The 22,683-nt window shown below is 43.4% G+C and carries 22 protein-coding genes and 3 tRNA genes; 11 read left to right on the top strand and 14 right to left on the bottom strand.

Annotated elements, in window-relative coordinates:
* Window positions 1–30: 30 nt before the first annotated feature.
* Window positions 31–2,412 (top strand): S41 family peptidase, encoded by a 2,382-nt coding sequence (locus JF50_RS21460; RefSeq protein ID WP_039611405.1) that lies wholly within the window; start codon window positions 31–33, stop codon window positions 2,410–2,412.
* Here the strand turns inward: JF50_RS21460 and JF50_RS21455 are convergent.
* From JF50_RS21455 to speA, 5 genes are all read right to left on the bottom strand, one after another.
* Complete coding sequence (locus tag JF50_RS21455; protein ID WP_039611404.1) at window positions 2,409–3,221, bottom strand: substrate-binding periplasmic protein; 813 nt, start codon at window positions 3,219–3,221, stop codon at window positions 2,409–2,411. The genes JF50_RS21460 and JF50_RS21455 overlap by 4 nt on opposite strands.
* Before the next feature lie 244 nt (window positions 3,222–3,465).
* Complete coding sequence (locus JF50_RS21450; RefSeq protein WP_039611403.1) at window positions 3,466–4,653, bottom strand: mechanosensitive ion channel family protein; 1,188 nt, start codon at window positions 4,651–4,653, stop codon at window positions 3,466–3,468.
* Window positions 4,650–5,570, bottom strand: coding sequence for an acetyltransferase (locus tag JF50_RS21445; RefSeq protein WP_039611443.1), 921 nt, complete (start codon window positions 5,568–5,570; stop codon window positions 4,650–4,652). The genes JF50_RS21450 and JF50_RS21445 overlap by 4 nt, the downstream gene beginning before the upstream one ends.
* 41 nt (window positions 5,571–5,611) lie before the next feature.
* Window positions 5,612–6,490 (bottom strand): acyltransferase, encoded by an 879-nt coding sequence (locus JF50_RS21440; RefSeq protein ID WP_039611402.1) that lies wholly within the window; start codon window positions 6,488–6,490, stop codon window positions 5,612–5,614.
* A 112-nt stretch (window positions 6,491–6,602) separates the two neighbouring features.
* Window positions 6,603–8,483, bottom strand: coding sequence for a biosynthetic arginine decarboxylase (speA, locus tag JF50_RS21435; RefSeq protein WP_080760322.1), 1,881 nt, complete (start codon window positions 8,481–8,483; stop codon window positions 6,603–6,605).
* Window positions 8,484–8,698: 215 nt separating this feature from the next.
* Between speA and speE the strand changes: the two genes are divergently transcribed.
* The gene (gene speE, locus JF50_RS21430; RefSeq protein ID WP_039611400.1) at window positions 8,699–9,559 is read left to right on the top strand and encodes a polyamine aminopropyltransferase; all 861 of its coding nucleotides are present in this window, start codon (window positions 8,699–8,701) and stop codon (window positions 9,557–9,559) included.
* A gap of 61 nt (window positions 9,560–9,620) precedes the next feature.
* Here speE and hemE read toward each other — a convergent pair whose 3' ends face one another.
* Window positions 9,621–10,688 carry a uroporphyrinogen decarboxylase gene (hemE, locus tag JF50_RS21425; protein ID WP_039611399.1) on the bottom strand — a complete coding sequence of 356 codons (1,068 nt, stop codon included), beginning with the start codon at window positions 10,686–10,688 and terminating at the stop codon, window positions 9,621–9,623.
* A 653-nt stretch (window positions 10,689–11,341) separates the two neighbouring features.
* Here hemE and JF50_RS21415 point away from each other — a divergent pair.
* Window positions 11,342–11,812 (top strand): Rsd/AlgQ family anti-sigma factor, encoded by a 471-nt coding sequence (locus JF50_RS21415; RefSeq protein WP_039611397.1) that lies wholly within the window; start codon window positions 11,342–11,344, stop codon window positions 11,810–11,812.
* Between the two features lie 58 nt (window positions 11,813–11,870).
* Here the strand turns inward: JF50_RS21415 and fkpA are convergent, their stop codons facing one another.
* Window positions 11,871–12,626, bottom strand: a complete 756-nt coding sequence (gene fkpA, locus JF50_RS21410; RefSeq protein WP_039611396.1) for an FKBP-type peptidyl-prolyl cis-trans isomerase — start codon at window positions 12,624–12,626, stop codon at window positions 11,871–11,873.
* 276 nt (window positions 12,627–12,902) lie between these two features.
* Between fkpA and JF50_RS21405 the strand changes: the two genes are divergently transcribed.
* Together JF50_RS21405 and JF50_RS21400 are read left to right on the top strand one after the other, a co-directional pair.
* Window positions 12,903–13,901, top strand: a complete 999-nt coding sequence (locus tag JF50_RS21405) for a WD40 repeat domain-containing protein (RefSeq protein ID WP_039611395.1) — start codon at window positions 12,903–12,905, stop codon at window positions 13,899–13,901.
* Complete coding sequence (locus JF50_RS21400; RefSeq protein ID WP_039611394.1) at window positions 13,901–14,113, top strand: SlyX family protein; 213 nt, start codon at window positions 13,901–13,903, stop codon at window positions 14,111–14,113. The genes JF50_RS21405 and JF50_RS21400 overlap by 1 nt, the downstream gene beginning before the upstream one ends.
* A 35-nt stretch (window positions 14,114–14,148) precedes the next feature.
* Here JF50_RS21400 and JF50_RS21395 read toward each other — a convergent pair whose 3' ends face one another.
* Window positions 14,149–14,349 (bottom strand): YheV family putative zinc ribbon protein, encoded by a 201-nt coding sequence (locus JF50_RS21395; RefSeq protein WP_023401300.1) that lies wholly within the window; start codon window positions 14,347–14,349, stop codon window positions 14,149–14,151.
* Between the two features lie 122 nt (window positions 14,350–14,471).
* Here JF50_RS21395 and abc-f point away from each other — a divergent pair, with 122 nt between their 5' ends.
* From abc-f to JF50_RS21370, 6 genes are all read left to right on the top strand, one after another.
* Complete coding sequence (gene abc-f / locus JF50_RS21390) at window positions 14,472–16,394, top strand: ribosomal protection-like ABC-F family protein (RefSeq protein WP_039611393.1); 1,923 nt, start codon at window positions 14,472–14,474, stop codon at window positions 16,392–16,394.
* Window positions 16,388–16,837, top strand: a complete 450-nt coding sequence (locus tag JF50_RS21385; RefSeq protein ID WP_039611392.1) for a TIGR02444 family protein — start codon at window positions 16,388–16,390, stop codon at window positions 16,835–16,837. Before abc-f ends, JF50_RS21385 begins: the two co-directional genes overlap by 7 nt.
* A gap of 119 nt (window positions 16,838–16,956) precedes the next feature.
* A complete protein-coding gene (locus JF50_RS27455) occupies window positions 16,957–17,097 on the top strand; it encodes a hypothetical protein (RefSeq protein WP_196766395.1) in 141 nt (46 codons plus the stop codon).
* A 154-nt stretch (window positions 17,098–17,251) separates the two neighbouring features.
* Window positions 17,252–18,265 (top strand): hydrolase, encoded by a 1,014-nt coding sequence (locus JF50_RS21380; RefSeq protein WP_235423492.1) that lies wholly within the window; start codon window positions 17,252–17,254, stop codon window positions 18,263–18,265.
* Window positions 18,266–18,275: 10 nt separating this feature from the next.
* On the top strand, window positions 18,276–18,533 hold the full coding sequence (locus JF50_RS21375; protein ID WP_039611390.1) for a YheU family protein: 258 nt from the start codon (window positions 18,276–18,278) through the stop codon (window positions 18,531–18,533).
* 85 nt (window positions 18,534–18,618) lie between these two features.
* Window positions 18,619–19,803 (top strand): dipeptidase, encoded by a 1,185-nt coding sequence (locus JF50_RS21370; protein ID WP_039611389.1) that lies wholly within the window; start codon window positions 18,619–18,621, stop codon window positions 19,801–19,803.
* 223 nt (window positions 19,804–20,026) lie between these two features.
* Here JF50_RS21370 and JF50_RS21365 read toward each other — a convergent pair whose 3' ends face one another.
* From JF50_RS21365 to nudE, 6 genes are all read right to left on the bottom strand, one after another.
* Entirely contained in the window at window positions 20,027–20,248 is a 222-nt protein-coding gene (locus tag JF50_RS21365; protein ID WP_039611388.1) for a hypothetical protein, read from the bottom strand.
* Between the two features lie 465 nt (window positions 20,249–20,713).
* Window positions 20,714–20,790: transfer RNA gene (locus tag JF50_RS21355), tRNA-Met, on the bottom strand.
* A 45-nt stretch (window positions 20,791–20,835) separates the two neighbouring features.
* A tRNA-Met gene (locus tag JF50_RS21350) sits at window positions 20,836–20,912 on the bottom strand.
* A 44-nt stretch (window positions 20,913–20,956) separates the two neighbouring features.
* A tRNA-Met gene (locus tag JF50_RS21345) sits at window positions 20,957–21,033 on the bottom strand.
* 250 nt (window positions 21,034–21,283) lie between these two features.
* A complete protein-coding gene (gene cysQ, locus JF50_RS21340; RefSeq protein WP_039611386.1) occupies window positions 21,284–22,075 on the bottom strand; it encodes a 3'(2'),5'-bisphosphate nucleotidase CysQ in 792 nt (263 codons plus the stop codon).
* Window position 22,076: 1 nt separating this feature from the next.
* A complete protein-coding gene (gene nudE / locus JF50_RS21335; protein ID WP_039611385.1) occupies window positions 22,077–22,640 on the bottom strand; it encodes an ADP compounds hydrolase NudE in 564 nt (187 codons plus the stop codon).
* Window positions 22,641–22,683 lie beyond the last annotated feature (43 nt).

The raw sequence follows: 22,683 nt of genomic DNA, 5'->3' as shown, positions 1-22,683 counted from the left end.
TTTCACACTAAACCACAAGGATTGTTTATTATGACGCTGGCTTTGAAATGCACCTCCTGCTTAATCGCAGCAAGCTTGTTATTAGTTGGCTGTCAGGACAATCAAGATCACCGTTCTGACTTACAACATTCGGCAGGCCTGTGGCACAAACCCGGTTACGGGGCTGCGCTGCAAATAACCATGAATCGCGTACTCAGTTACCAATACAACAGCTATGGGTGCATTGAAATATCAACTCAAACTCACCATGCAGCAAAGAAAACATTGTCGTCCATTACCATGCTCAAACCAAACCGGTTACGCATACAACACCATGGGGCAGTTTTCCCGCATCACTATACACAGCTTGATAGACTACCAGCACAGTGTGAGTCGCCAATAACGGTATCAAGTACCGTGCCCCCCAGTCAGGTATTTGACTATTTTTGGCATGCCTTCAACGACTATTATGCTTTTTTCTCCCTCAAAGACTTGGATTGGCAAGCGCAATATCAGCAATACCGTGGACAAGTAAAAGATACCATGTCTGATGAAGCACTGTTTCACCTCCTTTCAGAGATGATAGCGCCGCTACACGATATGCATGTTACTCTATCCTCTCCCAATCAGCACTTTTTTGCGCATAAGCCTGCGCCCATTTTCACTGCCATAAAACAAGATGCGGCGTTACTGCGAATACAAGGTAACCCCCATGACCTAAATAGGCTTTTTAAAGACTACCAAATCAAGTCACAGCGCATCAGTCAGCAATACCTTGTCACAGAGAGCGTCAAAACACGACCTGAGCACAGTGATAATGCCACTGCAATGTGGGGGAAAACAGCAAGTAATGTCGGGGTGTTGGTCCTGAATAACTTTACCGCCTTTGCCACAAAAGAAGACGCAACTGAAATACAACATCTCAACAGTGCACGTACTATGATGGACACCGTCATGGCTGATCTCAAAGAAACTGAAGCCATGATCATTGATATCCGACATAACATCGGCGGCAATGATGCCATCCCTTTGGCTATTGCAAACTACTTCGCTAACAGAAATGTTTTGGCTTTTAATAAACAAGCCATCAACACCGCAGGGCTCGGTATGCCTGTGCGTCAGCAATTGCAAGCCAAGTCATCTGCTTACACACAACCAATATACTTGCTCACCAGCCAACTCACTGCCAGTGCAGCAGAAGTATTCACGATGGCCATGGCACAACTTCCTCATGTGACACTGGTCGGTGAGGAAACCGCAGGTGCGCTCTCTGCTGCTTTACATCTTACTTTGCCAAACGGTTGGCAGTTGAGTCTATCCAATGAAGTGTATCGCAACGCACAAGGCGATATGTTCGAACACTCAGGTTTCATACCTGAATATCATGTGCCCGCATTCAGTCAATATGATCTAGAAATGCAGCGTTTTGAAACCTATGACTTTGTACTCAACAAGCTCAACAAAGCGCACTTTCCTAAAATGGATATCGACGACTTTGAACGCCAAATATCGTTATTGCAAACACAAAGCAATATTCCAAGCATCGCCGTCAATGTCTTTGCACAAGGTAAATCCATTTATCATCAAGGGTTTTCCAATGACGTTGCACGGCAGATCAATGCAGACAGCCTGTTTGATGTCACTGGGTTAGATGAAATTTTAATTGGAAACGCGATACACAGTGCGAATAAAAACGGCGATCTCTTGCTTGATGAACCCATTGCACATTGGTTACCTTTTGCACTCTCACACTCCAACGCGCACTTAACACTGACTCAGCTTCTGACACATCAGAGCGGTATTATTGATAACCCGAACATGACCTGCGCACCAGCTGCCAACCTAGCACACTGCATTGGTTTTCATGATAGCCCAGATATACTGCTGGCAGCCTATTTAAACGAAGATGGTTCACTTTACCATGCAAGCAACTTCTCAAGTCACTACGGTGGCTTGATCGATGATACGCCAATTTATTCTCGTTTAGGCATCGCTCTTACCAGCTATGCATTCACACAAGCCACCCGTACGCCACTCCCTGAATTAGCTCACCGATATATTTTCAAGCCACTTAAAATGGAGGATACCCATTGGAAAAAGACATACTCAGGGACAAAGTCAACACATCAGCTCATATCAACAGCCAATGATATCAGCAAATTGCTAAATAAGACGGCAATAGACACTAAGACTAACCAGCGCCCTGATCCCCATTACTTTTGGTATAAGGATAACCAAAATACATATCACCGAAGTCAAAGTACACAGGCCACTTCATTGCTTTTTACAAACACATTTAGTCAGACCGGATATATTTTACTGACTGACCAAAACCCACAGACAAAAGAAGCCAAAGCACTCCATCACCGCATTGAACAGCTCGTGTTTAGGCTTGCACAACAGCTTTCAAAACCGTCGCAGCAACGCAACTAATGCGGTGACAATGAAGAGGATGGGTTAATCAACTGCGCGGGTATCTTAGGTAAATGATAGGGAGCGACCAATTTATCCAATGTCTTATTTTTTGCCATTGTCTGCATTTGCTGCGAAATATGATCGCCTAAGCCAGAATTTGCAAAAGACTCACTCATTGCCATATAGCCATATATTGGTTGTGTGTGACGATATTGCATTTTTTTCAATTTATGCATCGGCTGGTCCAACACATCCATTGCAATGTCCGCGGTATCTTCCACGGCAATGACAAGATCGACGCGCCCCCGGAGTACAAGATCAACCGCAACGCGCTCAGAGGGGACAGCGACTTTATTTAGACTTTTATCTTTATCAAACTGTGGGAAAAACGCTCCCCCTCTCATCACAGCGATGCGCTTTCCTTGAAGGTCTTCATAACGATTCACTTCAATATCACTGTTCTGACGACCATAAAAGACAAATGAAGATGACAACACCATGTAAGGTGGCTCGACAAACGACATGATTTTTTCTCGTTCAGGCGTTTTAATAAGTCCGCCCATCACATCCACTTTGCCTTTACTTAACAAACGCACACATCGAGAGAAAGGACAAGGTACCGCTTTAATCTTGTATTTTTTTCCACTGGTTAATTCGGCATATTTAAGAATGTCTAAGATGAGACCTTGTGGGTGATTATTTTCACTTAAGCGGCTGTAAGGTGGAGCATGGTCAACAGCGACATGGACAATTTTATCTACCGCGAAACTATACGCACTAAAAGTCAAAGCCAGCAAACTCTGTATTAGCACGTTTATGAACTTCATTCTATCACCTACCTAATAACTCGTCTTTTCACGTCAAGACACTAAGCGTACTTGCCACAACCTATACCAACTTCCTTCCCTATAACATATCTGAATGTCACAAAAATACCACAATAAAATCGTGATTGTGCTACCACCTTAGCATAGTAATTTAATCGGCTCAGCGATTTTTATCTGCTTTAAACACAAATACACAGGATACAGCCCAATACGGTCATTAAGCCACGAGTCTATAGATAGTCAGTTAACTGACTTCCAGGCTATGATGGTTACTCACTACTTGATAGGGGCGCAGTTCAAACGCTTTCAGCAACATCAACATTTGATCAAGAATATTGGCTTGAATATGCTCATAGTTAACCCAGCTTTTGTCTTTGCTAAAACAATAAAATTCAACAGGTAATCCGTGCTGCGTCGGTGACAATTCACGCACCATACAAGTGCACTCTGTATTTATCTCTGGCCTGTGTTTCAGTATGTACTCAGCGTACATTCTATAAGCCGTCAAGTTACTGCAATACTCGGGCAATTTTACTGCATTCAATTCGGGCAATTTAGACTTTAATTCGGCCAACTGAAACTCGGTTAATAAATTAACACTGTTCATATCTATTGGTATATGGCGTTTAATGCGTCGTCCTGGCGACTCTTGCATTGCACGCCAATTTTTAAACGAATCCGAAATCAGTGCATAAGTTGGGATGGTTGTCACCGTATTATCCCAATTGCGAACACGCACAGTATTCAAACCAAGATCTATCACCTCACCATCAGCTCCAAATGTATCAACTTGGATCCAGTCGCCTGTCGCCACGAGCTTATTTGCCGCAATTTGAATACTGGCAACCAACCCCAAGATGGTGTCTTTAAACACCAATAAAGTGACTGCCGCAATAGCACCGAAGCCAGATAAAATGTAAGTAGGTGACTTATCAACAATCGTGCTCACAACCAAAACCGTTGTAACAATGAACACCATCAACTTAACCAACTGCACAATGCCTTTAATTGGCACATCTTTAGCAAATTTTTGTTGCTGGTAAATGGCGTGGGCAATATTCAGCAATGAGCTGACTAAAAAGCCAAAAGCGACAATCAAAATCACTTGTGCCAACACCTGCAGTTGGCTCATGGCCCAAGCAGGAGCAACAAACATATATTTATTGACCATGACAAAAAGAATACTGCTGATCAACAATGCGACCCGACCGCTCAGCTTACTGAGTTGGGGCGCTAAAAAAGCGATTTTGGCTCTTAGGAAACGAGACAACATACGCTTAACCTTGGGCACCAAGGCCAATTTGATCAAAGCAAATATAATCACGAGGCCGAGTAATGACACACTATTTGTCAATGAAGCCAAAATAAACGGGTGCATACTTTCCCCGCCCACAAAAGGGGAAATCACATCTTGTACATGGGCCATACTCATAACGAGTTTACCTCTGACGAATATTTTTCAGAGCGTTCAAGAGAGTGTTGCTCTAGTGCTTTTATCTGTACTGATTTTTGCTGCCACAGGGTATTCATATACGCCTGAAATGCCACTCGATAGCTTTTATCACCTTGATAATCTCCCAGAGGCAGTTCACTCATGGGAATATAGTCGACTTGCATAGACACAGCTGCCAATCGACCAAAAATAAATGCACGACAGATATGCGGATCTGCACTGTGATAGACCAGTACTGTATTTAATAATCCATCTACTTGCTCACTCAGTACATCCAATGCAAATGCTGTCCCCCCCGCCTTCGGTTTAAGCAAATTATCGAAAGGGCTGGCTTGGCGTTGATGTTTTTGCGCAGTAAAGCGTGTACCTTCGGCAAAGTTTATCACTGTGGTCGGGTGGTGCTTGAAGTTTTTACAACTGTGCTTTGTTCGTTCAACATCCATGCGCTTCAGCTTGGGATTTTTAGCGATCTGCGCTTTGCTGGCCCGCTTCATAAACGGCATATCCAATGCCCAAGCACCAGTACCAATAAAAGGCACATATTTAAGTTCATCTTTGAGAAAAAACTTCGGTGCCGGAAGCTGGGCCTGCGCACTGAGTACGACAATATCTAACCAACTAATATGATTGCATACCAGTAAGTACCACCCGTTGACTGACACCGCCTGCGGCATACTCACTTGCAGAGAGACCCCACCCAGCTTTAAGCCAATGCGATTGCCTAAACACCATTTATGATAAGCCCAGTGCAAAAGCACAGATATGAACTTGATACGCAGACACCACTTAACCACACCCAAGCAAAGTATTACTACCCCCCAAAAGGCGGTATTAAGTAACAAAAATAATGCACCCACGGCACCGTTTAACCACTTCGGTAATACACTTTTCATTATTTTGTTTTTCCTTTGCTCATTCGTCGACACATCTCATGCAGCTAATCTGCTGAAGTCGCCAACTGTTCAATACATTTGTCTTTTTCAGTCCATAGGCGATTTAGCTCACCCTGAAATTGAACTCTAAATTCGTTGTCTCCAGTATAATCACCAACTAGCTTGTCATTGACTGGCATCAAATCAACTTGCACGTTAATTTTTCCCGCTTTACCGGCAACAAAATCCATAAATGTTGGTACACCATTAGGGTAATGAATGGTCACATTCACCACCTGATTTATCTGCTCTCCCATCGCCTGCATAACAAAAGCAATGCCGCCAGCTTTCGGTTTGAGTAAATGCTTAAAAGGGCTGTTTTGCCTTTGATGCTTTTCACCTGTAAAGCGCGTCCCTTCCACAAAGTTCACAATACTCACAGGCATAGTTTTGAATTTCTCACACGCTTTGCGTGTCGTTTCAATGTCTTTGCCTTTTAATTTGGGATTTTTTCTAATTTGGCTTTTGCTGGTTCGCGTCATAAACGGGAAATCTAACGCCCACCAAGCCAAGCCTAAAAAAGGCACGTACAACAGCTCTTTTTTCAAAAAGAAGTTCAAAAATGGAATTTTTCGATGCAGAACTCTTTGTAACACAAGAATATCTACCCAACTTTGGTGATTGGCGATCACCAAATACCAATCTTGTTTATTGAGTTTATCTGCGCCATTTATTTGCAATTCATAAGGTGAAATACAGCATTGATTGACGTTATTACCTGCCACCCACATGCTTGCACATGCCTTAGCCAACTTACTTAACACACGTTGCAATGCAGGGATTGGGATCAGCTTAAGCACACCGCATATAAAAATAGGCACAAACCATAATAATGTATTTAGGACATATAAAATAAGTCCCAAGATCTGACGGACTAGCGACATGCAAGTTTCCTTTACTACTTTATTTTACTCAATAATACCTCATCACAACCTTATGTTGTGATGAGGTCATCATACGCATTTTCAAGGCAAGAAAAAATCAGAGCAGTTAGCGTTAATCTACAAAATAGGTATAACCAGACAAGCCCATCTTTAATTCTTGTAAAAATGTCTCTTTTGTTTTGGGTGTCAATGCGACGGAGTCAACTTGACGAGTAAAGTTATCAATGAGCTGCTGCTTATCATAATGTACAAAGCGCAGAACATCTTCGACCGAGTCCCCTTTTAACGCATTGGTGAGCTGATACCCTTCGTCATTGAGCTCCACGTGCACTGAATCCGTGTCACCGAATAAATTGTGTAAATCCCCAAGGATCTCCTGATAAGCACCGACCATAAACATTGCTAAATGATACTGCTCAGCAGGCTGATACTGTGGCATTGGCAAGCTTGATTCTATGCCAGCCCCTTCCACATATTCACGAATTTGCCCATCCGAGTCACACGTAATATCTTGAATAATTGAACGTTGTGTCAACGGCTGGTCTAAATTTGAAATAGGCATCACAGGAAACAGCTGCTGGATCCCCCACACATCTGGTAGAGACTGAAATAGCGAGAAATTCACAAATAACTTATCAGCTAACTTTTCATTGAGGTCATCCAAAACTTCGTGATGCGCCCTTGAGTGCACGCTCAAACAGTCTCTCACCTTGCGTAAGATAGTAAAATACAAACGCTCAATTTGCGACCACTGTGCCATTGAGATCAGGCCATGCACATATTGATCATGCGCATCACCAAATAAGTGTATGGCGTCGTGATAGGTCTCTAAAGCCAACCTAGGAGTTAACCGTGATAATGCCAGTCTCAGCTCGTGGGCTAAATGATGTTCATCGTCAGCCACTTGATCTGGCACTTCCTCACAAGGTGCCGTCTCAATATCAATCACATCAGTGATCAAAACTGCATGATGTGCAGTCAATGCACGACCTGACTCTGTAATAATATCTGGGTGCGGTAAATCATGTTGCTCAGCCACTTCAGCAAACGCGTGCACGACATTACGTGCATATTCACCCACTGTGTAGTTCATCGAGCAAGCACTGCGAGAACCAGAGCCTTCATAATCGACCCCTAAACCACCGCCTACGTCCACCGTTTTTAATGGGACCCCAAGCTGTGTAAGCTCCGCATAATGGCGCGCGCATTCTCTTAGCGCTCTCTGTATATCGCGAATATTCGCAATCTGTGAGCCGATGTGAAAATGAACCAGTTGCATCAGGTGCAATTTGTTATGACGGCGCAATGTCTCAACAGCATTAAGCACCTGACCGGCGGTCAGGCCAAATTTGCCTTTTTCACCCCCCGTATTTTGCCATTTACCTTTACCAATTGAGTTTAGGCGAATACGAATCCCAATCGCAGGTTCGACCTGCATATCATCAATTTCGGTAATTAATGCATCGAGCTCTGACAGCTTTTCAACCACAATTTGGACCTTGTGACCCATTGCTTGACCTATTAATGCCAGACGTAAAAACTCACGATCTTTATAACCATTACACACTATCGTGATTGGCGTCGTCGCCAAGCCCAAAATAGCCATGAGTTCAGGCTTTGAACCCGCTTCTAAGCCCACTAGACCACTTGGGTGACTCAATAATTTACTGACCACAGAACGCTGTTGGTTAACTTTGATCGGATAAACACAGGTATACTGACCTTGATAGTCATTCTGTTCGCGTGCCTGAGCAAACGCTTCGGTGAGTGTATCGACGCGATTTTGCAAAATATCGGTAAAACGCACCAACACAGGTAGAGTCAAACCCTGCTCTTTAAATCGCTCAGTAAGATCAGATAACACGATGGGGGTTTTACTGCTATCACGATCAGGATAAGCGACCAATTCACCCGCCTCATTTATATCGAAATAACCATCACTCCAATGCTGCACATTGTAGGTGTTACGCGCTTTATCTACTCCCCACTCCATCATGTTTCCTACTAAAAAATTCTCATATTTTGCCCATTTTAATACGCCTTATCATGATAAGCGATAGCTAAAATAGGCTTTTCTCTGCACTTGGCGCACTTTATTAGCCACAGCTGGCAAACAGACAAACTGCTGGCTATCGACTAAAATAGATTGAGCAAATTCCTCGGCGCTGGTAAATTTGCGCCAAATTTAAATTCAATGTGAAAGCAAACATGTCTAATTTAGAAGCAAACCGCTGGTTTACAGAGATAAGTGACCGAGATGGCAGCGCTTTTTCTCTGCGTATCAATAAAAAACTTGATGAGGTTCAGTCACCGTTTCAGAAAGTAGAAATGTATGAAACAACCGACTTTGGCAATCTAATGATCATTGATGGCTGTACCATGGTCAGCACGAGAGAAAACTTTTTCTATCACGAAATGATGAGCCACCCGGCACTCTTTGCGCACCCTGCACCCAAAAATGTGGTGATCATCGGCGGCGGTGACTGTGGTACATTACGCGAAGTCCTGAAGCACCCAGGGGTTGAGTCGGTAACGCAAATTGACATTGATGAAGTCGTGACGCAAATGTCACTGAAATACTTTCCAGAGCTATGCGCATCTAATGACGACCCACGCGCAACCGTGATGTTTGACGACGGCATAAAATACATGCGTGAAGCCGCTGCCAATTCTATCGATATTATTATTGTGGATGGTACCGATCCAGTAGGCCCTGGTGAGGGGCTGTTCAACCACGCATTCTATACAAGCTGCCTTGCCGCGCTACGTGAAGGCGGGATCCTAATTCAGCAAAGTGAATCTCCATTGATGCACATGCCACTGCTCAAAGAAATGCGTCAAGCAATGAAAGACGTTGGCTTTGCAGATTTACAAACGCTCCCTTTCCCTCAGCCTATTTATCCAAGTGGTTTATGGTCTGCAACCTTAGCGCGTAAAGGTGAAGCCTTTAACGGCTTTAGAGAGCAAGATGTCGACGCAGCAACATTTGCAACTGAATATTACAACACCGGTATTCACAAAGGCGCTTTGGCAACACCAAACTTTATGCGCCGCGCGTTTGACGAATAAAACGCAGCCCTAAAAACAAAAAACCCAAGCGATGCTTGGGTTTTTTATTGCTATATTTTTATCACTTCTGATGATACTGACGGCTAAATTCATGCACCGCATTGATGAACACACCTGCATTTTCAGGGTCCACATCAGGGGTGATGCCATGGCCTAAGTTAAAGACATGACCATTGCCTTCACCAAAGCCGGCTAAAATCGACTGTACTTCTTCACGAATGCGTTCTGGTGTGCCGTGCAGCATTGCAGGGTCCATATTGCCTTGCAACGCCACTTTATCGCCGACACGACGCTTCGCATCTGCAATGTCAATCGTCCAATCAAGACCAATCGCGTCACACCCCGTTGCCGCTATAGATTCGATCCATTGACCGCCATTTTTAGTGAACAACGTCACAGGCACTTTACGCCCCTCGTTTTCACGAATAAGCCCATCCACAATCTTATGCATATACTGTAGTGAAAATTCTTTGTAATCGCGCGGGCTCAAGACCCCACCCCAAGAATCAAAAATCATCAGTGACTGCGCGCCCGCTTTTACTTGCGCATTTAAGTAGTCAATGACTGAGTCAGCAACTTTGTCCAATAGCAAATGCAGTGTTTGTGGCTCTGCAAACGCCATTTTTTTAATTTTACCAAAGGTTTTACTACTGCCACCTTCAATCATATAGGTAGCAAGCGTCCATGGAGAGCCTGAAAAACCGATTAAGGGTACTTCCCCTTTAAGCTCTCTTCGAATAGTGCTTACCGCATTCATCACATAACCCAGCTCATCAGTTGGGTCTAATTTTGGTAACTTTTGCACATCTGCAAGCGATGAAATCGGACGCTCAAACTTAGGGCCTTCCCCAGTTTCAAAATATAAACCAAGGCCCATAGCATCTGGGATAGTTAAAATATCACTGAATAGAATCGCAGCATCCAGTGGGTAGCGACGCAAAGGCTGCAGGGTAACTTCACAGGCAAGCTCCGCATTTTTGCATAAACTCATAAAGTCGCCAGCTTGTGCTCGCGTTGCTCTATATTCTGGCAAGTATCGCCCTGCTTGGCGCATCATCCATACAGGGGTCACATCAACCGGCTGCTTCTGCAACGCGCGTAAATAACGATCATTCTTCAACTCGCTCATAGCGTGATTCAATTCCAGTGCTGTAAAAATTGTTCGAATTATATCACTTTATCCCTAAGCACCCTAGTTGTTCAATCGTTTAAATCGCTTCTCTATGATCCAGATTAAAGTAGAGCCCAGGCAAGTATGTGTACGATATCAAGGACTACCGTCACGCCACTTCCTGTGGCCTCGCCTTGTCATAGTCTTGATATATTAAATTCACAAAAAAAGTAACGCAGATTATTTGCACCAGAAAAAAAACCTTGCTATAAAAATGCTGCGCAAAACAACAATAACAAAACACCTTCTAACAAGAATAAATTCAAATTGCTAAACTGATTTGAACCACCTTCGGGTGGTTTTATTTTGTCTGCTCCTACTTCCACTCAGTCTCCCTGAATACTAAATAAAAATGATTAGCACCAAGAGTAAATAACCCAGCTAAGGTACAAATCAAAGAAATTATGTGCTTTTTGCAAAAAGTGGTTGATCTTTTCATCAGTTTTCATTTTTATAGAAGGCAAGATCAAGTATTCAGTATTACCAAATTGCTGTGTGATTTTGGGTCCACTCCATCCTAATTTTGATGTACCCATAACAATAAATATTTTTACATAAACACAATTTGGTCATTGCAGGGCCCAACAAAACGACCCGCTAAGGAGATAACTATGCTTTCACGGTTAGAACAAGCCCAACAAAAATGGGGAGGGAGTCATAGTGTTATCGACAACTGGCTCATGGAGCGTCAAGAATTATTGTTGTTATATTACAAAGTCGCTGGCCTATCGCCCTATGAAAGTGCTGATAAAGCACTGCCAGAGCAAGTTCAGATCCAATCATTTTGCCAAATTCTGATGGATTACTTGTCGGCGGGTCATTTCGAAATCTACGACAATATTGTTGCCGCATGTAAAGAAAAAGGCCCTGATAGTTTGAAGTTGGCACAATCAATATACCCGAGAATTACCGCCTCTACAGATCTGGCACTTGACTTCAATGACAAGTATGCAGAAGCAAGTAGTGACAACCCACTGGAAGATTTTGATAAAGACTTGTCTACACTCGGAGAGGCTTTAGAGCAACGTTTTGGGCTAGAAGATGAATTAATTGATAACCTCTTCGCCAATCATACTGAGTGATCACTCACATAAACAAAAAAGGGCCGTTTGGCCCTTTTTTTGATTCACACAGTGCAAATTATGCAGCTGGCTTTTCTTGTTCTTCTTGGATCTCAAGTAATTCTACTTCAAATACCAATGTAGAGTTCGCAGGGATTTTACCAAGGTTACGCTCACCATAACCAAGCTCCGCAGGGATAGTGAACTTGTATTTTGAGCCCACAGGCATCAACTGTAGACCTTCAGTCCAACCAGCGATAACTTGGTTCAGTGGGAAAGTTGCCGGCTGATTACGTGAGTACGAGCTGTCAAACTCAGAACCATCTAACAATGTACCTTTGTAGTGTACTTTTACCACGTCAGTTGCAACTGGCTTTTTACCTTCACCTGTTGAAATAACTTCGTACTGAAGACCAGACTCAGTGACAGTCACACCGTCTTTTTTCGCATTTTCAGCTAGGTACTGAGCGCCTTTTTCTTTATTTTCTTTTGCATCCGCTTCTGCTTTCGCAGTTTGCTTTTCACGTACAGACGTATCAAGTGCTGTCAGTACTTCACGAATTTTTTCGTCGTCTAGCTTTGAGTTACCTGCAAGCGCATCTTTAAAACCTCTCATTAGAAGCTCTTGATCAAGCTCAATGCCTAGACCTTGCTTGTCAGCTAGGTCTTTCTGTAGGAAATTACCTACTGATGCACCAATACCGTATGCTTGTTGTTGTACTTCAGTCTCAAGCTTTACTTCTTCTACTTTTGCAGTTTCCTGCGCTTTTTGATTACATGCAGTTAGTGCTAGTACTGAGGCTGCGATTAAAGACAGCTTAATAGTTTGTTTCATTTTATTTTCTCCGACATCCGAGCAGCCAGCAACATCACGTTGCCCTCTATCTTCATTGTCATGTTAAATAATTATTAATTTAAAAAGGTGATGTCACATTATCACTCATTGCCACCAAAGCCAAGATTCACACCCACAGATCCTGACCTATGGGAAATATCCTTGCGACTGGCGACATACTTTAGCGAATACGCTAATATCTGTTTTGTGGCCCAATCAATTTTACCACTAGTCTACTCGCTGAAAATCATAGAGTTAAGGGGAAATACCGAATTTATGGCCAAATTTTTAAAATTGCACACCCAACTCTTTGTTTGCTTGTCCGCGCTGATACTCACTGGGTGTTCTTCGGAAAGCTCCAAAGCGCTACTCACAGTTGAACATGCAGCGCGCGGCGCATTTGCTGCAGCTATTTCACACGATGGCCGTTACAGTTTAGTGTCATCTGTTGAGCATGGTGCGGTTTTATGGGACAACACCACCCACGGACTAAAGTACCAGTGGTCTCATTCAGATCAGCCTGATGATCTCATTCACTCTCTGGCCATCTCACATGATAACTCTACCGCAGTCACTGCCGCCAGCGATCGATTTGCCTTGTGGCAGCTCTCCAATGGTAAAAACATTGGCTATTATCAAATAGATACGGGTACCATTCGGGATATCGCTGTGAGCAACAATGGTCGCTATGTCCTGTATGGTCGCAGTGACAATGTCGTTGTGCATCTCGACTTAGATAGTGGAAGGCGCATAGAGTTCCTTGGACACCAAGAAAAAATTAATAGTATTGCGCTTTCACCCAATGGCCACTTTGCTTTAACCGGCGCAAACGACTATAGCGCCTACTTTTGGGATACCAGAACAGGACAAGTTTTGCATCGTTTTAATCACCCCAGCCGTGTCACTAAAGTCGCCTTAGATCCAGAAGGTCGTTATGCCTTTACAGCAGATAGTATGAAAAAAGCCAGTATTTGGCAGCTTACTTCAGGTGACCTCGTGGCTCAATTACAGTATATTGCAAGGCAGAAAATATTTAGTGCCGTGCGCTTCAATCAGCAAGGTAACCTGCTTGCAACAGGCTCTCCTAATCGTCAACTTACCTTATGGCGAGTAAGCGATGGCACTAAGCTAAAAACTTGGCGAGTCAAACCCCGTGAAGGAAGTCGACCAAAGTCAGCTGTAGTTTTCGATGTTGCATTTGCACAGCGGGACGGCATTTTGGTCACTGAAAGCTCTAGTGGTTTGATGGAGCAGTTCGAAAGAGTAATAAAGTAATGACAGAATTAGAAAGTCGCGTAATCGAACTTGAAGCAAAGGTCGCGTTTCAGGAAGATACCATCGAGACATTAAATGATGAACTGAGAATCCATCAAGCAAGGCTGGCAACCATGCAACACCAAATCAGATTGTTGGCAGAAAAGATCAAAGAAGGTAAAGACGATGGCATGATGCCAATTGAGCAGGAGCCACCACCGCCTCATTATTAACACTAAAACCCGATGATGCGCTGAGGCGCATCAGTTTATTGCGGCTTAAATACACCAATGACTTGTTCAAATTGGCGTGTTGACGCTTGCACGGCTTCTTCTGGCTGCGTCATTGAGTGGCCACATGCCACACACTCTACCTTTTCAACGTCATGCTCTTTGTATAGCATCATGACATCCATTTTGTTACAAGCAGGGCAAGATGCGCCCGCAATAAAACGTTTTTTTGTTCTCACAATACAACCCCACCTACTCTGTGAAAGGCTATTTTAACTTAAGTTAGGATGCTTTTATACGCTTGTTCCTTAGTTATCGATCCATGTTATCATTCACGCAGTGATTTTGAATTGAGCTTATTATGATCCAACTTTCTGATATTGAACTGTTACGTGGCGGAAAAACGCTATTGAAAAATGCCAGCGCGACGTTATTTGCGCAACATAAGGTCGGTTTAGTCGGTGCCAATGGCTGCGGCAAGTCGTCATTATTTGCATTGCTCAAATCACAGCTACATGCTGACGCGGGTAACTTTTTAATACCTAAAGACTGGTCTATTGCCTCTGTAAAACAAGAAACACCCGCATTGGCCATTTCGGCAATGGAGTATGTGCTGCAAGGTCATCAGCAATACTATGAACTTCGCTCAGCACTGCAACAAGCCGAAGCACAAGGTGATGGTGATAAGCAAGCTAAAATCCATCAACAGCTAGAACTGGTTGGCGGATACAGTATCGAAGCAAAAGCGGGCGAATTACTTCACGGATTAGGCTTTAGTAATGAACAACTTGAATATTCAGTGAGTGAGTTTTCAGGCGGATGGCGAATGCGCTTAAACTTAGCACAAGCCTTGATCCGTGATGCTGATTTACTGTTACTGGATGAGCCAACCAACCACTTAGATCTAGACGCTGTCTATTGGCTAGAACGTTTTTTAAAAGCCTACCAAGGTACGCTGGTATTGATTTCTCACGACAGAGAGTTTTTAGACGCGGTTATCGACCAAATCTGGCACATAGATCAACAGTGTATCAATGTCTATAAAGGCCACTACTCACAGTTCGAGCGCCAAAAAGCCGAACGTATGGCTCAGCAGCAAGCCATGTATGAAAAACAGCAAGAAACCATTGCACATCTTGAGCAGTTTATAACTCGATTTAAAGCCAAAGCCAGTAAAGCAAAACAGGCACAAAGTCGTGTTAAAGCACTTGAGCGCATGGAAAAGCTGGCCCCTGCGCATGCCGACTCGCCGTTTAGCTTTGAGTTTACCAACCCTGAAAACATCCCCAATCCACTGATGACGCTAGATCAAGCGCAAGCAGGCTATGGTGATATTACGATACTGCATCAAATTAAGTTGAATCTTGTACCTGGTAGTCGTATTGCATTATTAGGTAGAAATGGAGCGGGTAAATCCACCCTAATTAAACTGTTGGCTGGAGATATTAGCCCTCAAGCAGGGGAAGTCTTCCAACATCAGGGCTTAAAAGTCGGCTACTTTGCTCAGCACCAATTAGAATCGCTCGATTTAAATGCAAGCGCAGTCACTCACTTGCAACGCCTAGATCCACAAGCGACCGAACAATCACTGCGAGATTTTCTCGGTGGTTTTGCGTTTCACGGTGATAAAGCACTCGACCCCGTCGCGCCGTTCTCTGGCGGTGAAAAAGCGCGACTGGTACTGGCCATGTTAGTGTATCAGTCTCCCAATCTATTGCTGCTGGATGAGCCAACCAACCACTTAGATTTAGAAATGCGTCATGCGTTAGTAATGGCACTACAAGGCTTTGAAGGGGCAATGGTTACAGTCTCGCACGACCGCCATATGCTAAAAAATACCGCCGATGAGTATTACTTGGTGGATAATGGCACCGTCTCAGCGTTTGGCTACGACTTAGATGAATACTACCAATGGCTACTCAATGCCAATAAAGAGGCAAAACAAAAGCCTCAAGTAGAAGACAAAGCACACTCTAGCGTCAACCGTAAAGAACAAAAACGCCTTGAAGCGGAGTTCAGAAAATCAGTTCAACCACTGAAAAAGTCCATCGATAAACTTGAAAAGCAACTGGATAAACTCACCACGACATTGGCTGATATTGAATCACAGCTCGCTGACAACAGCTTGTATGAGGCAGAAAATAAAGCCAAACTCAGTGAGCTACTGGCTAAACAAGCCAGCATGACACCAGAGCTCAATGACACAGAGGAGTCGCTGTTAATCGCACTCGAAGAGCTAGAAGAAAAAGAAGAACACTTCGCGAGCACAGGAGAAATATGCTAAACCGTGCGCATTTTTGGCAATATGCCTGCGATGTATACCGCAATGAACAGGTCCAACAGGTGCTCTTAGAGTGCCAGGACCTGCACGGCAAAAATGTCAATTTATGCCTATTGCTCGACTATTTAAGCTCACTCTCGATACAATTAAATTTCCAGCAAGTCCAAGCGCTAATTGCGTGTGTAGAGCACACTGACAAGACCATATTACAGCCTTATCGCACAACACGGCGACAAGTCAAATCACAGTATGGTGACTATCCAGACTATCCATCGCTTAGAAAAAGTTTGCTCACCACTGAATTAGAGCTTGAAAAGCTACAGCAACACTTGCTCATTGAAACGGCCAATCACTTATGCATGACACATGATGTACCAAGTGCCAACAACCTCTTACACTACTTGCCAAAACCCCTAGTCGATAAGTTTGAGCACGCAAAAACATGATCAAGATCAAACGCTAACCCGAGTAGATATCGGCTAAATAATAAACTTGATCTCGATCATAGCCTCTTGTGTATGGCTCCTCTACTATTTACTCATCGACAAATTGAGGAGTCACAGCCATGAACGTATTCTTTAGAGATTTCTTTTCAGACCCAGTATTGTATTTATCATTCGGCATACTTGGTGTCGTCATTGCGCTGTGTATCTACTATGTCTACTACTTTGTGAAAAAAGTCAATGAGGCTGAAGTACCAGAGTAAGACAGTGTCACCAGACTAACGTTAAGCAAATTTAGTCCCCGTTTCAGAATTAAGCACGACGCACAAAGCACCTTACCAGCTTCGCTGGTCGGGTGCTTTTTATATCGAGCGAAGACATGCATACTCATTTGGTAACAGCTTTGGTACACTGTGAATGTTTACCGTCACTAGAGAATGTCACCTATCTATGTCAAAGCAGCTTGATTTAGACTTTAAGCCCGCTTGGTGGATGCGCAATAGGCATGTTCAAACCATACTTCCCCGCGCTTTTCGTCCAAGATTAAAAGCAGATGTCAACTTTGAACATCTGACGACCCCTGATGATGATTTTTTAGAATTAGCATGGGCCAATAATGGCAATACACATGCACCGCTAGTCGTTGTCTTGCATGGCTTAGAGGGCAATATAAACAGCTTTTATGCCAAGGGCATGTTGCGCGCACTCACACGTTCAGGTTTAGATGCCGTGTTAATGCATTTTCGTAATTGTTCAAGAGATGTCAACAAGCGGCCTCGCGCTTACCACAGTGGTGAAACTCAGGATTTAAGCTTTTTAATTAAAACCTTGAGCGAGCGTTTCCCCGGCAGAGCACTCTTTGCAGTCGGCTTCTCTTTGGGCGGCAATGTATTGGCAAAATACTTAGGTGAAAAAGGACCAGCAAGTCGCTTAGCAGGTGCTGCTGTTATCTCTGCACCTTACCATTTGTCTTCATCCTGTCAGGTGATCAGAAAAAGTTGCTTCAAACTCTATCAGAAGTACTTATTAGATAGAATGAAGCACTCGTTTACACGCAAATTAGATCAAATAAAAAACACCATCGATATCAGTGCCAGCGAACTGTCCCAAATTAATGATTTATGGCAGTTTGACGATCGAGTCACAGCCCCTCTACATGGCTTTAAAGGTGCTGAAGACTATTATGCTCAGGCAAGCTCTCAGCCATATTTAAGTTTGATAGAAACCCCCACTTTACTGATCCATGCTGAAGATGACCCCATGCTATCAACGCAAGCTATTCCCCTCGAAACACAGACCAGCGCTCAGGTTAAACTCGCTGTTTCATCTAAAGGCGGACACGTTGGCTTTATTGCAGGCAATAACCCATTAAAACCTATTTATTGGTTAGAAAAAGTCGTACCCGAATATATTCATTCACTTATTAAATAGCGGTATCAATATGCTCATTCCCTATCAACAAATCGCGCCTGAAACACTAAACAGCTTAATTGAACATTACGTTTTACGTGAAGGCACTGACTATGGTGATAGTGAAATCACCACAGAGCAAAAAGTGGCTCAGGTCAAAGCACAATTACAAAGCGGCGAAGCCCTGATTGTCTTCTCTGAACTGCATGAATCAGTCAACATTGTCAGCAAAGCTCAGTTTCATGCAATGCAAAGCCAAGACTACGACTCAGAGCCAACCTATGACTAATTAAGCGATTAAAATAACGCCATATATTGAGCCTTTAAAATTAGTTGTTACAATCAAACTTCACAATCATAATAAAGGCGCAAACATGAAGTTAAGCTCAGCTCTCTGTGTTCTGGCATTGGCAACCTCCACTGTCTATGCAAAAGAATACACCGCATCCGAACGTGCCATTCGCTTGGCACAAGAAAACCTGCTCATCGACACCCATATTGATGTCCCATATCGAATTAACATGCAGTGGGACGATGTCTCAAAAGCCACCGAAGGCGGGGATTTTGATTACCCACGTGCCATGCAGGGCGGGCTCAATGCGCCTTTTATGTCAATTTACATTCCTGCCAATCTTGAATTTGAGGGGAAAGGAAAAAGCTATCAGCTTGCCAACCAGCTCATTGATGGCATGGAAGCGCTGGTCCATCGTGCACCACATAAATTTGCCATTGCCCACAACACTAAAGACATCGAGTCACAGTTTGACAAAGGCTTAATGTCTATCGCCATGGGGATGGAAAACGGCTCACCCATTGAGGGAGAGATGAAGCACTTACAGCACTTCTTCGACAGAGGTGTCCGCTATATCACCTTAGCGCACTCCCAAAGTAACCATATCTCTGATTCATCTTATGATTTACGTCGAAAATGGAAAGGCCTCAGCCCGTTTGGTAAAGAGCTCGTTGTCGAAATGAACAAAGTGGGCATGTTGATAGATGTCTCACACATTTCTGATAAAGCATTTTATCAGGTCATGGAGATCTCAAAAGTGCCCGTGATTGCATCACATTCATCACTGAGAAAATATACGCCAGGTTTTGAGCGAAATATGGATGATGACATGTTGCTGGCACTGAAAAAGAATGGCGGCGTTATCCAGATAAACTTTGGGTCTAGTTTTGTCACGTCAGCATCACGCACTTGGTATGACAAGCGCAGTGAAGCAGAACAAGAAGCGACCAGCCGCGGCGCGACAAAGACAGATTTTCGTGCAGCGTATTTAGCACGCAACCCATTTCCGTTTGCCACACTCGAACAAGTACTTGACCATATTGATCACGTAGTCAAACTGATTGGTATCGAACATGTCGGGATTGGCTCTGATTACGATGGCGTTGGGGACTCTTTACCGATAGGCTTAAAAGATGTATCAACCTATCCCAATCTGGTTCAAGGGTTATTAGATCGCGGTTACAGCGATAAAGATATTAAGCTGATATTAGGTGGTAATACTCTGAGAGTATGGAAACAAGCTGAAGCGTTTTCTGCCCAGTTTTAATTTAAGTCAGGTGGGGTTTTGACCCTGCCTGATGTATTCTCCCTAAATTAATTCAGTATTGTTTTAAATTAATTGATTGGAACTAATCCAATTAAAGGTCTCTTCATGGCAAGTTGAAGTCTCTCGTTTAATAACCACAGATACAGCTATCATCAGACACTATACGCTTATTTTACTGCAAATGCAGTGAATGCATTGGCCTCCACTGCAACAGTTTACCCTATTAGCACAAGCAGCTGTGGCCAATTAAGCAACTGGCTTCTTTAGATATTTTTACACAAGTATCTGGCCTATCTCTAGAAGGGCAAGCTGTTGAGTTTTGACATGTGGAGCCTGGACCTGTGGTATTAAATGTACCACCAGCCACGACTGGTGTTTGCTCTTTCATAATATCTTGGCTTTTAGAAAGAGACTTTAGTTTTTTCTTTTGAATAGATAGCTTCATTATAATTTCCTTTTTTAATTTTATTTAAAAAGCAGTCGTACTTGAAATTTCAATTTAATTTATAATCTAAAATCCTCAAAGTAATTCAGCGTAAACTTTTGTAAACTTTTAAATTTAAAAAAGAGAAATAAAATGAGATTTATTATTCGCCTCTTTATTCATAACATTAAGTTTGAAATGGTATATAAATAATTAGTTGGTATGACGTTGTACATGAAAAAATGGGGTAGCTCTGCGACGGATAACGTGACGCGGGCACCAAGTGTTGCAGGCATCGCACGTCAATTGCACTCAATGGCATCGATAACTGCTCAAGTTGCCAATGTAAGCGTTCATATGAGATCGTGTATATGGTATAAAGCACCAATAAAAAACAATGAAAATCAGTATTTTAAGAAGCTTTAAGAGAATGTATCGAGATAGTAAATTGACTAGATAAGATATAATTAAGAATATACAGGGAGTTGGTTGCGGGAGCCGGATTTGAACCGACGACCTTCGGGTTATGAGCCCGACGAGCTACCAGGCTGCTCCATCCCGCGCCTGTATTGTTAAGTTTGTTTTGCTTCTTTCTTAACTTAAGAAGTTGGTTGCGGGAGCCGGATTTGAACCGACGACCTTCGGGTTATGAGCCCGACGAGCTACCAGGCTGCTCCATCCCGCGCCTGTAATGTTAAGTTTGTTTTGCTTCTTTCTTAACTAAGAAGTTGGTTGCGGGAGCCGGATTTGAACCGACGACCTTCGGGTTATGAGCCCGACGAGCTACCAGGCTGCTCCATCCCGCGCCTGTATGCATCAATGATTGATGCTACTTTAAATCAGTGCTTTTCAGCTCTTCCTTAAAGAGGTCGCTATAATATCTAAATTTATTTTTATTGCAAGGATTTGACAAAAAATAATTGCTTAAATGAACAAAAATACGGCAAAACTGTGTTTTTCTTTGTAAAAGCCCGTATTTTAGTAAAAAACTTGCCGCGCTAACTGCGAATTTTACTTGCATAACATGACAAAAATACGCAGTCAGAGCATGACGACTTACCGTTGATGAGGGCTGATTAACTTCTGAAACTGCCAATCAGGATGACCCATAACGATAAAGTCAGGGTTTTCAGTAGTTTCACGCTGGTTATAAGTCAGCGGATTAAATTGTGCATCGGTAATACATCCACCCGCTTCTTCTACAATCACTTGAGATGCCCCTGTATCCCACTCTCCTGTTGGACCAACACGTAAAAAGCAATCAGCCTTGCCTTCAGCAATAATACACGCTTTCAATGAACAAGAGCCCAATGCAATGGTATCAAACTGACTATTCAGATACTGGCTTACCGCCTCAATCTTCTGCCTTCGACTCACTGCAAGCGTTAACGTATCCGGTGGCGCTACGCATATTTGCTCATCCGTCGCACCCGAGCGTTTATACGCTCCAGCCCCTTTAGTCGCGAAATAAGTCACGTTTTTTGCAGGCCAATGGATCACACCCAGCACGGGCTGGTTACCTTCAATCAGCGCAATATTGACCGCAAAGTCACCACTTTGCAAAATAAACTCGCCAGTCCCGTCCATCGGATCTAGAAGCCAGTAGCGCTGCCAATCTTGTCGCAGCTCAAGCGGTGGAATTGGCGTTTCTTCAGACATCACAGGGATATCCGGTGCGAGCGCTTTTAATCCATTGAGCAATACCTCATTGGCAGCTAAGTCAGCGGCAGTGACAGGGGTGTGATCAGACTTTTCCTGTTGACCAATATCATCTTGCTGATAAATCGCCATAATGGCCTTACCTGCCAATTGCGCAAGTTCAATACATGGCTCTAAGTAGGTTTGCAATTTAAACCTCCTTTAATAAATACTGCTGTAATAACAACAGTGCAGCCACACTTCGCGCTTCGGTAAAGTCACTTTGATCCAGTAGAGATTGCCAGTCATCAAGAGGCCATTTCACCACTACCAGCGGTTCAGGCTCATCCCCTTCTAAACGCTCGGGGTACAAATCTTTTGCAAATAAAATATGCATATGTGCTTTGAAATAGCTGGGCGCGAGAGAAACCGTTTTTAAGTCGACAAATTCATTGGCGCCAAAACCGACTTCCTCTTTTAATTCTCTGTTACCCGCCTCTATCGGTGTCTCACCCGGATCTATCAGCCCTTTAGGGAAGCCCAGTTGATAGTCATGTGTACCTGCACAGTACTCTCTCACTAATAATAGTTCATTTTCAGCAGTTATTGGCACAATCATAACCGCGCCTCGACCTCCTCCTTTCACCCGCTCATATTGCCTTCGTTCGCCATTTGAGAACTGTAAGGATAAAGCTTCAACGGTAAACAACCGACTCGAGGCGACAACGTCAGATGACAAAATTTCCGGCGGACAGGGATGCTTTTTCTGTGACATAAACTTTTATTTGCTATGATGTGGATAACCTAATCATAAAGCC

The sequence above is a fragment of the Pseudoalteromonas luteoviolacea genome (genome assembly GCF_000814765.1).
Lineage (GTDB): Bacteria > Pseudomonadota > Gammaproteobacteria > Enterobacterales > Alteromonadaceae > Pseudoalteromonas > Pseudoalteromonas luteoviolacea_H.
This window is presented reverse-complemented; position numbering and strand designations above follow the sequence as displayed.

Excerpts from the sequence above, each read along its gene's own strand:
- JF50_RS27455 (WP_196766395.1), top strand. The coding sequence starts at position 16,957 with ATGAACGTATTCTTTAGAGATTTCTTTTCAGACCCAGTATTGTATTTA.
- nudE (WP_039611385.1), bottom strand. The coding sequence starts at position 22,640 with ATGTCACAGAAAAAGCATCCCTGTCCGCCGGAAATTTTGTCATCTGAC.
- JF50_RS21370 (WP_039611389.1), top strand. The coding sequence starts at position 18,619 with ATGAAGTTAAGCTCAGCTCTCTGTGTTCTGGCATTGGCAACCTCCACT.
- JF50_RS21375 (WP_039611390.1), top strand. The coding sequence starts at position 18,276 with ATGCTCATTCCCTATCAACAAATCGCGCCTGAAACACTAAACAGCTTA.
- abc-f (WP_039611393.1), top strand. The coding sequence starts at position 14,472 with ATGATCCAACTTTCTGATATTGAACTGTTACGTGGCGGAAAAACGCTA.
- JF50_RS21440 (WP_039611402.1), bottom strand. The coding sequence starts at position 6,490 with ATGTCGCTAGTCCGTCAGATCTTGGGACTTATTTTATATGTCCTAAAT.
- JF50_RS21365 (WP_039611388.1), bottom strand. The coding sequence starts at position 20,248 with ATGAAGCTATCTATTCAAAAGAAAAAACTAAAGTCTCTTTCTAAAAGC.
- JF50_RS21460 (WP_039611405.1), top strand. The coding sequence starts at position 31 with ATGACGCTGGCTTTGAAATGCACCTCCTGCTTAATCGCAGCAAGCTTG.
- fkpA (WP_039611396.1), bottom strand. The coding sequence starts at position 12,626 with ATGAAACAAACTATTAAGCTGTCTTTAATCGCAGCCTCAGTACTAGCA.
- JF50_RS21450 (WP_039611403.1), bottom strand. The coding sequence starts at position 4,653 with ATGAGTATGGCCCATGTACAAGATGTGATTTCCCCTTTTGTGGGCGGG.
- JF50_RS21385 (WP_039611392.1), top strand. The coding sequence starts at position 16,388 with ATGCTAAACCGTGCGCATTTTTGGCAATATGCCTGCGATGTATACCGC.
- speE (WP_039611400.1), top strand. The coding sequence starts at position 8,699 with ATGTCTAATTTAGAAGCAAACCGCTGGTTTACAGAGATAAGTGACCGA.
- JF50_RS21415 (WP_039611397.1), top strand. The coding sequence starts at position 11,342 with ATGCTTTCACGGTTAGAACAAGCCCAACAAAAATGGGGAGGGAGTCAT.
- hemE (WP_039611399.1), bottom strand. The coding sequence starts at position 10,688 with ATGAGCGAGTTGAAGAATGATCGTTATTTACGCGCGTTGCAGAAGCAG.
- JF50_RS21405 (WP_039611395.1), top strand. The coding sequence starts at position 12,903 with ATGGCCAAATTTTTAAAATTGCACACCCAACTCTTTGTTTGCTTGTCC.
- JF50_RS21380 (WP_235423492.1), top strand. The coding sequence starts at position 17,252 with ATGTTTACCGTCACTAGAGAATGTCACCTATCTATGTCAAAGCAGCTT.
- speA (WP_080760322.1), bottom strand. The coding sequence starts at position 8,483 with ATGGAGTGGGGAGTAGATAAAGCGCGTAACACCTACAATGTGCAGCAT.
- JF50_RS21400 (WP_039611394.1), top strand. The coding sequence starts at position 13,901 with ATGACAGAATTAGAAAGTCGCGTAATCGAACTTGAAGCAAAGGTCGCG.
- JF50_RS21455 (WP_039611404.1), bottom strand. The coding sequence starts at position 3,221 with ATGAAGTTCATAAACGTGCTAATACAGAGTTTGCTGGCTTTGACTTTT.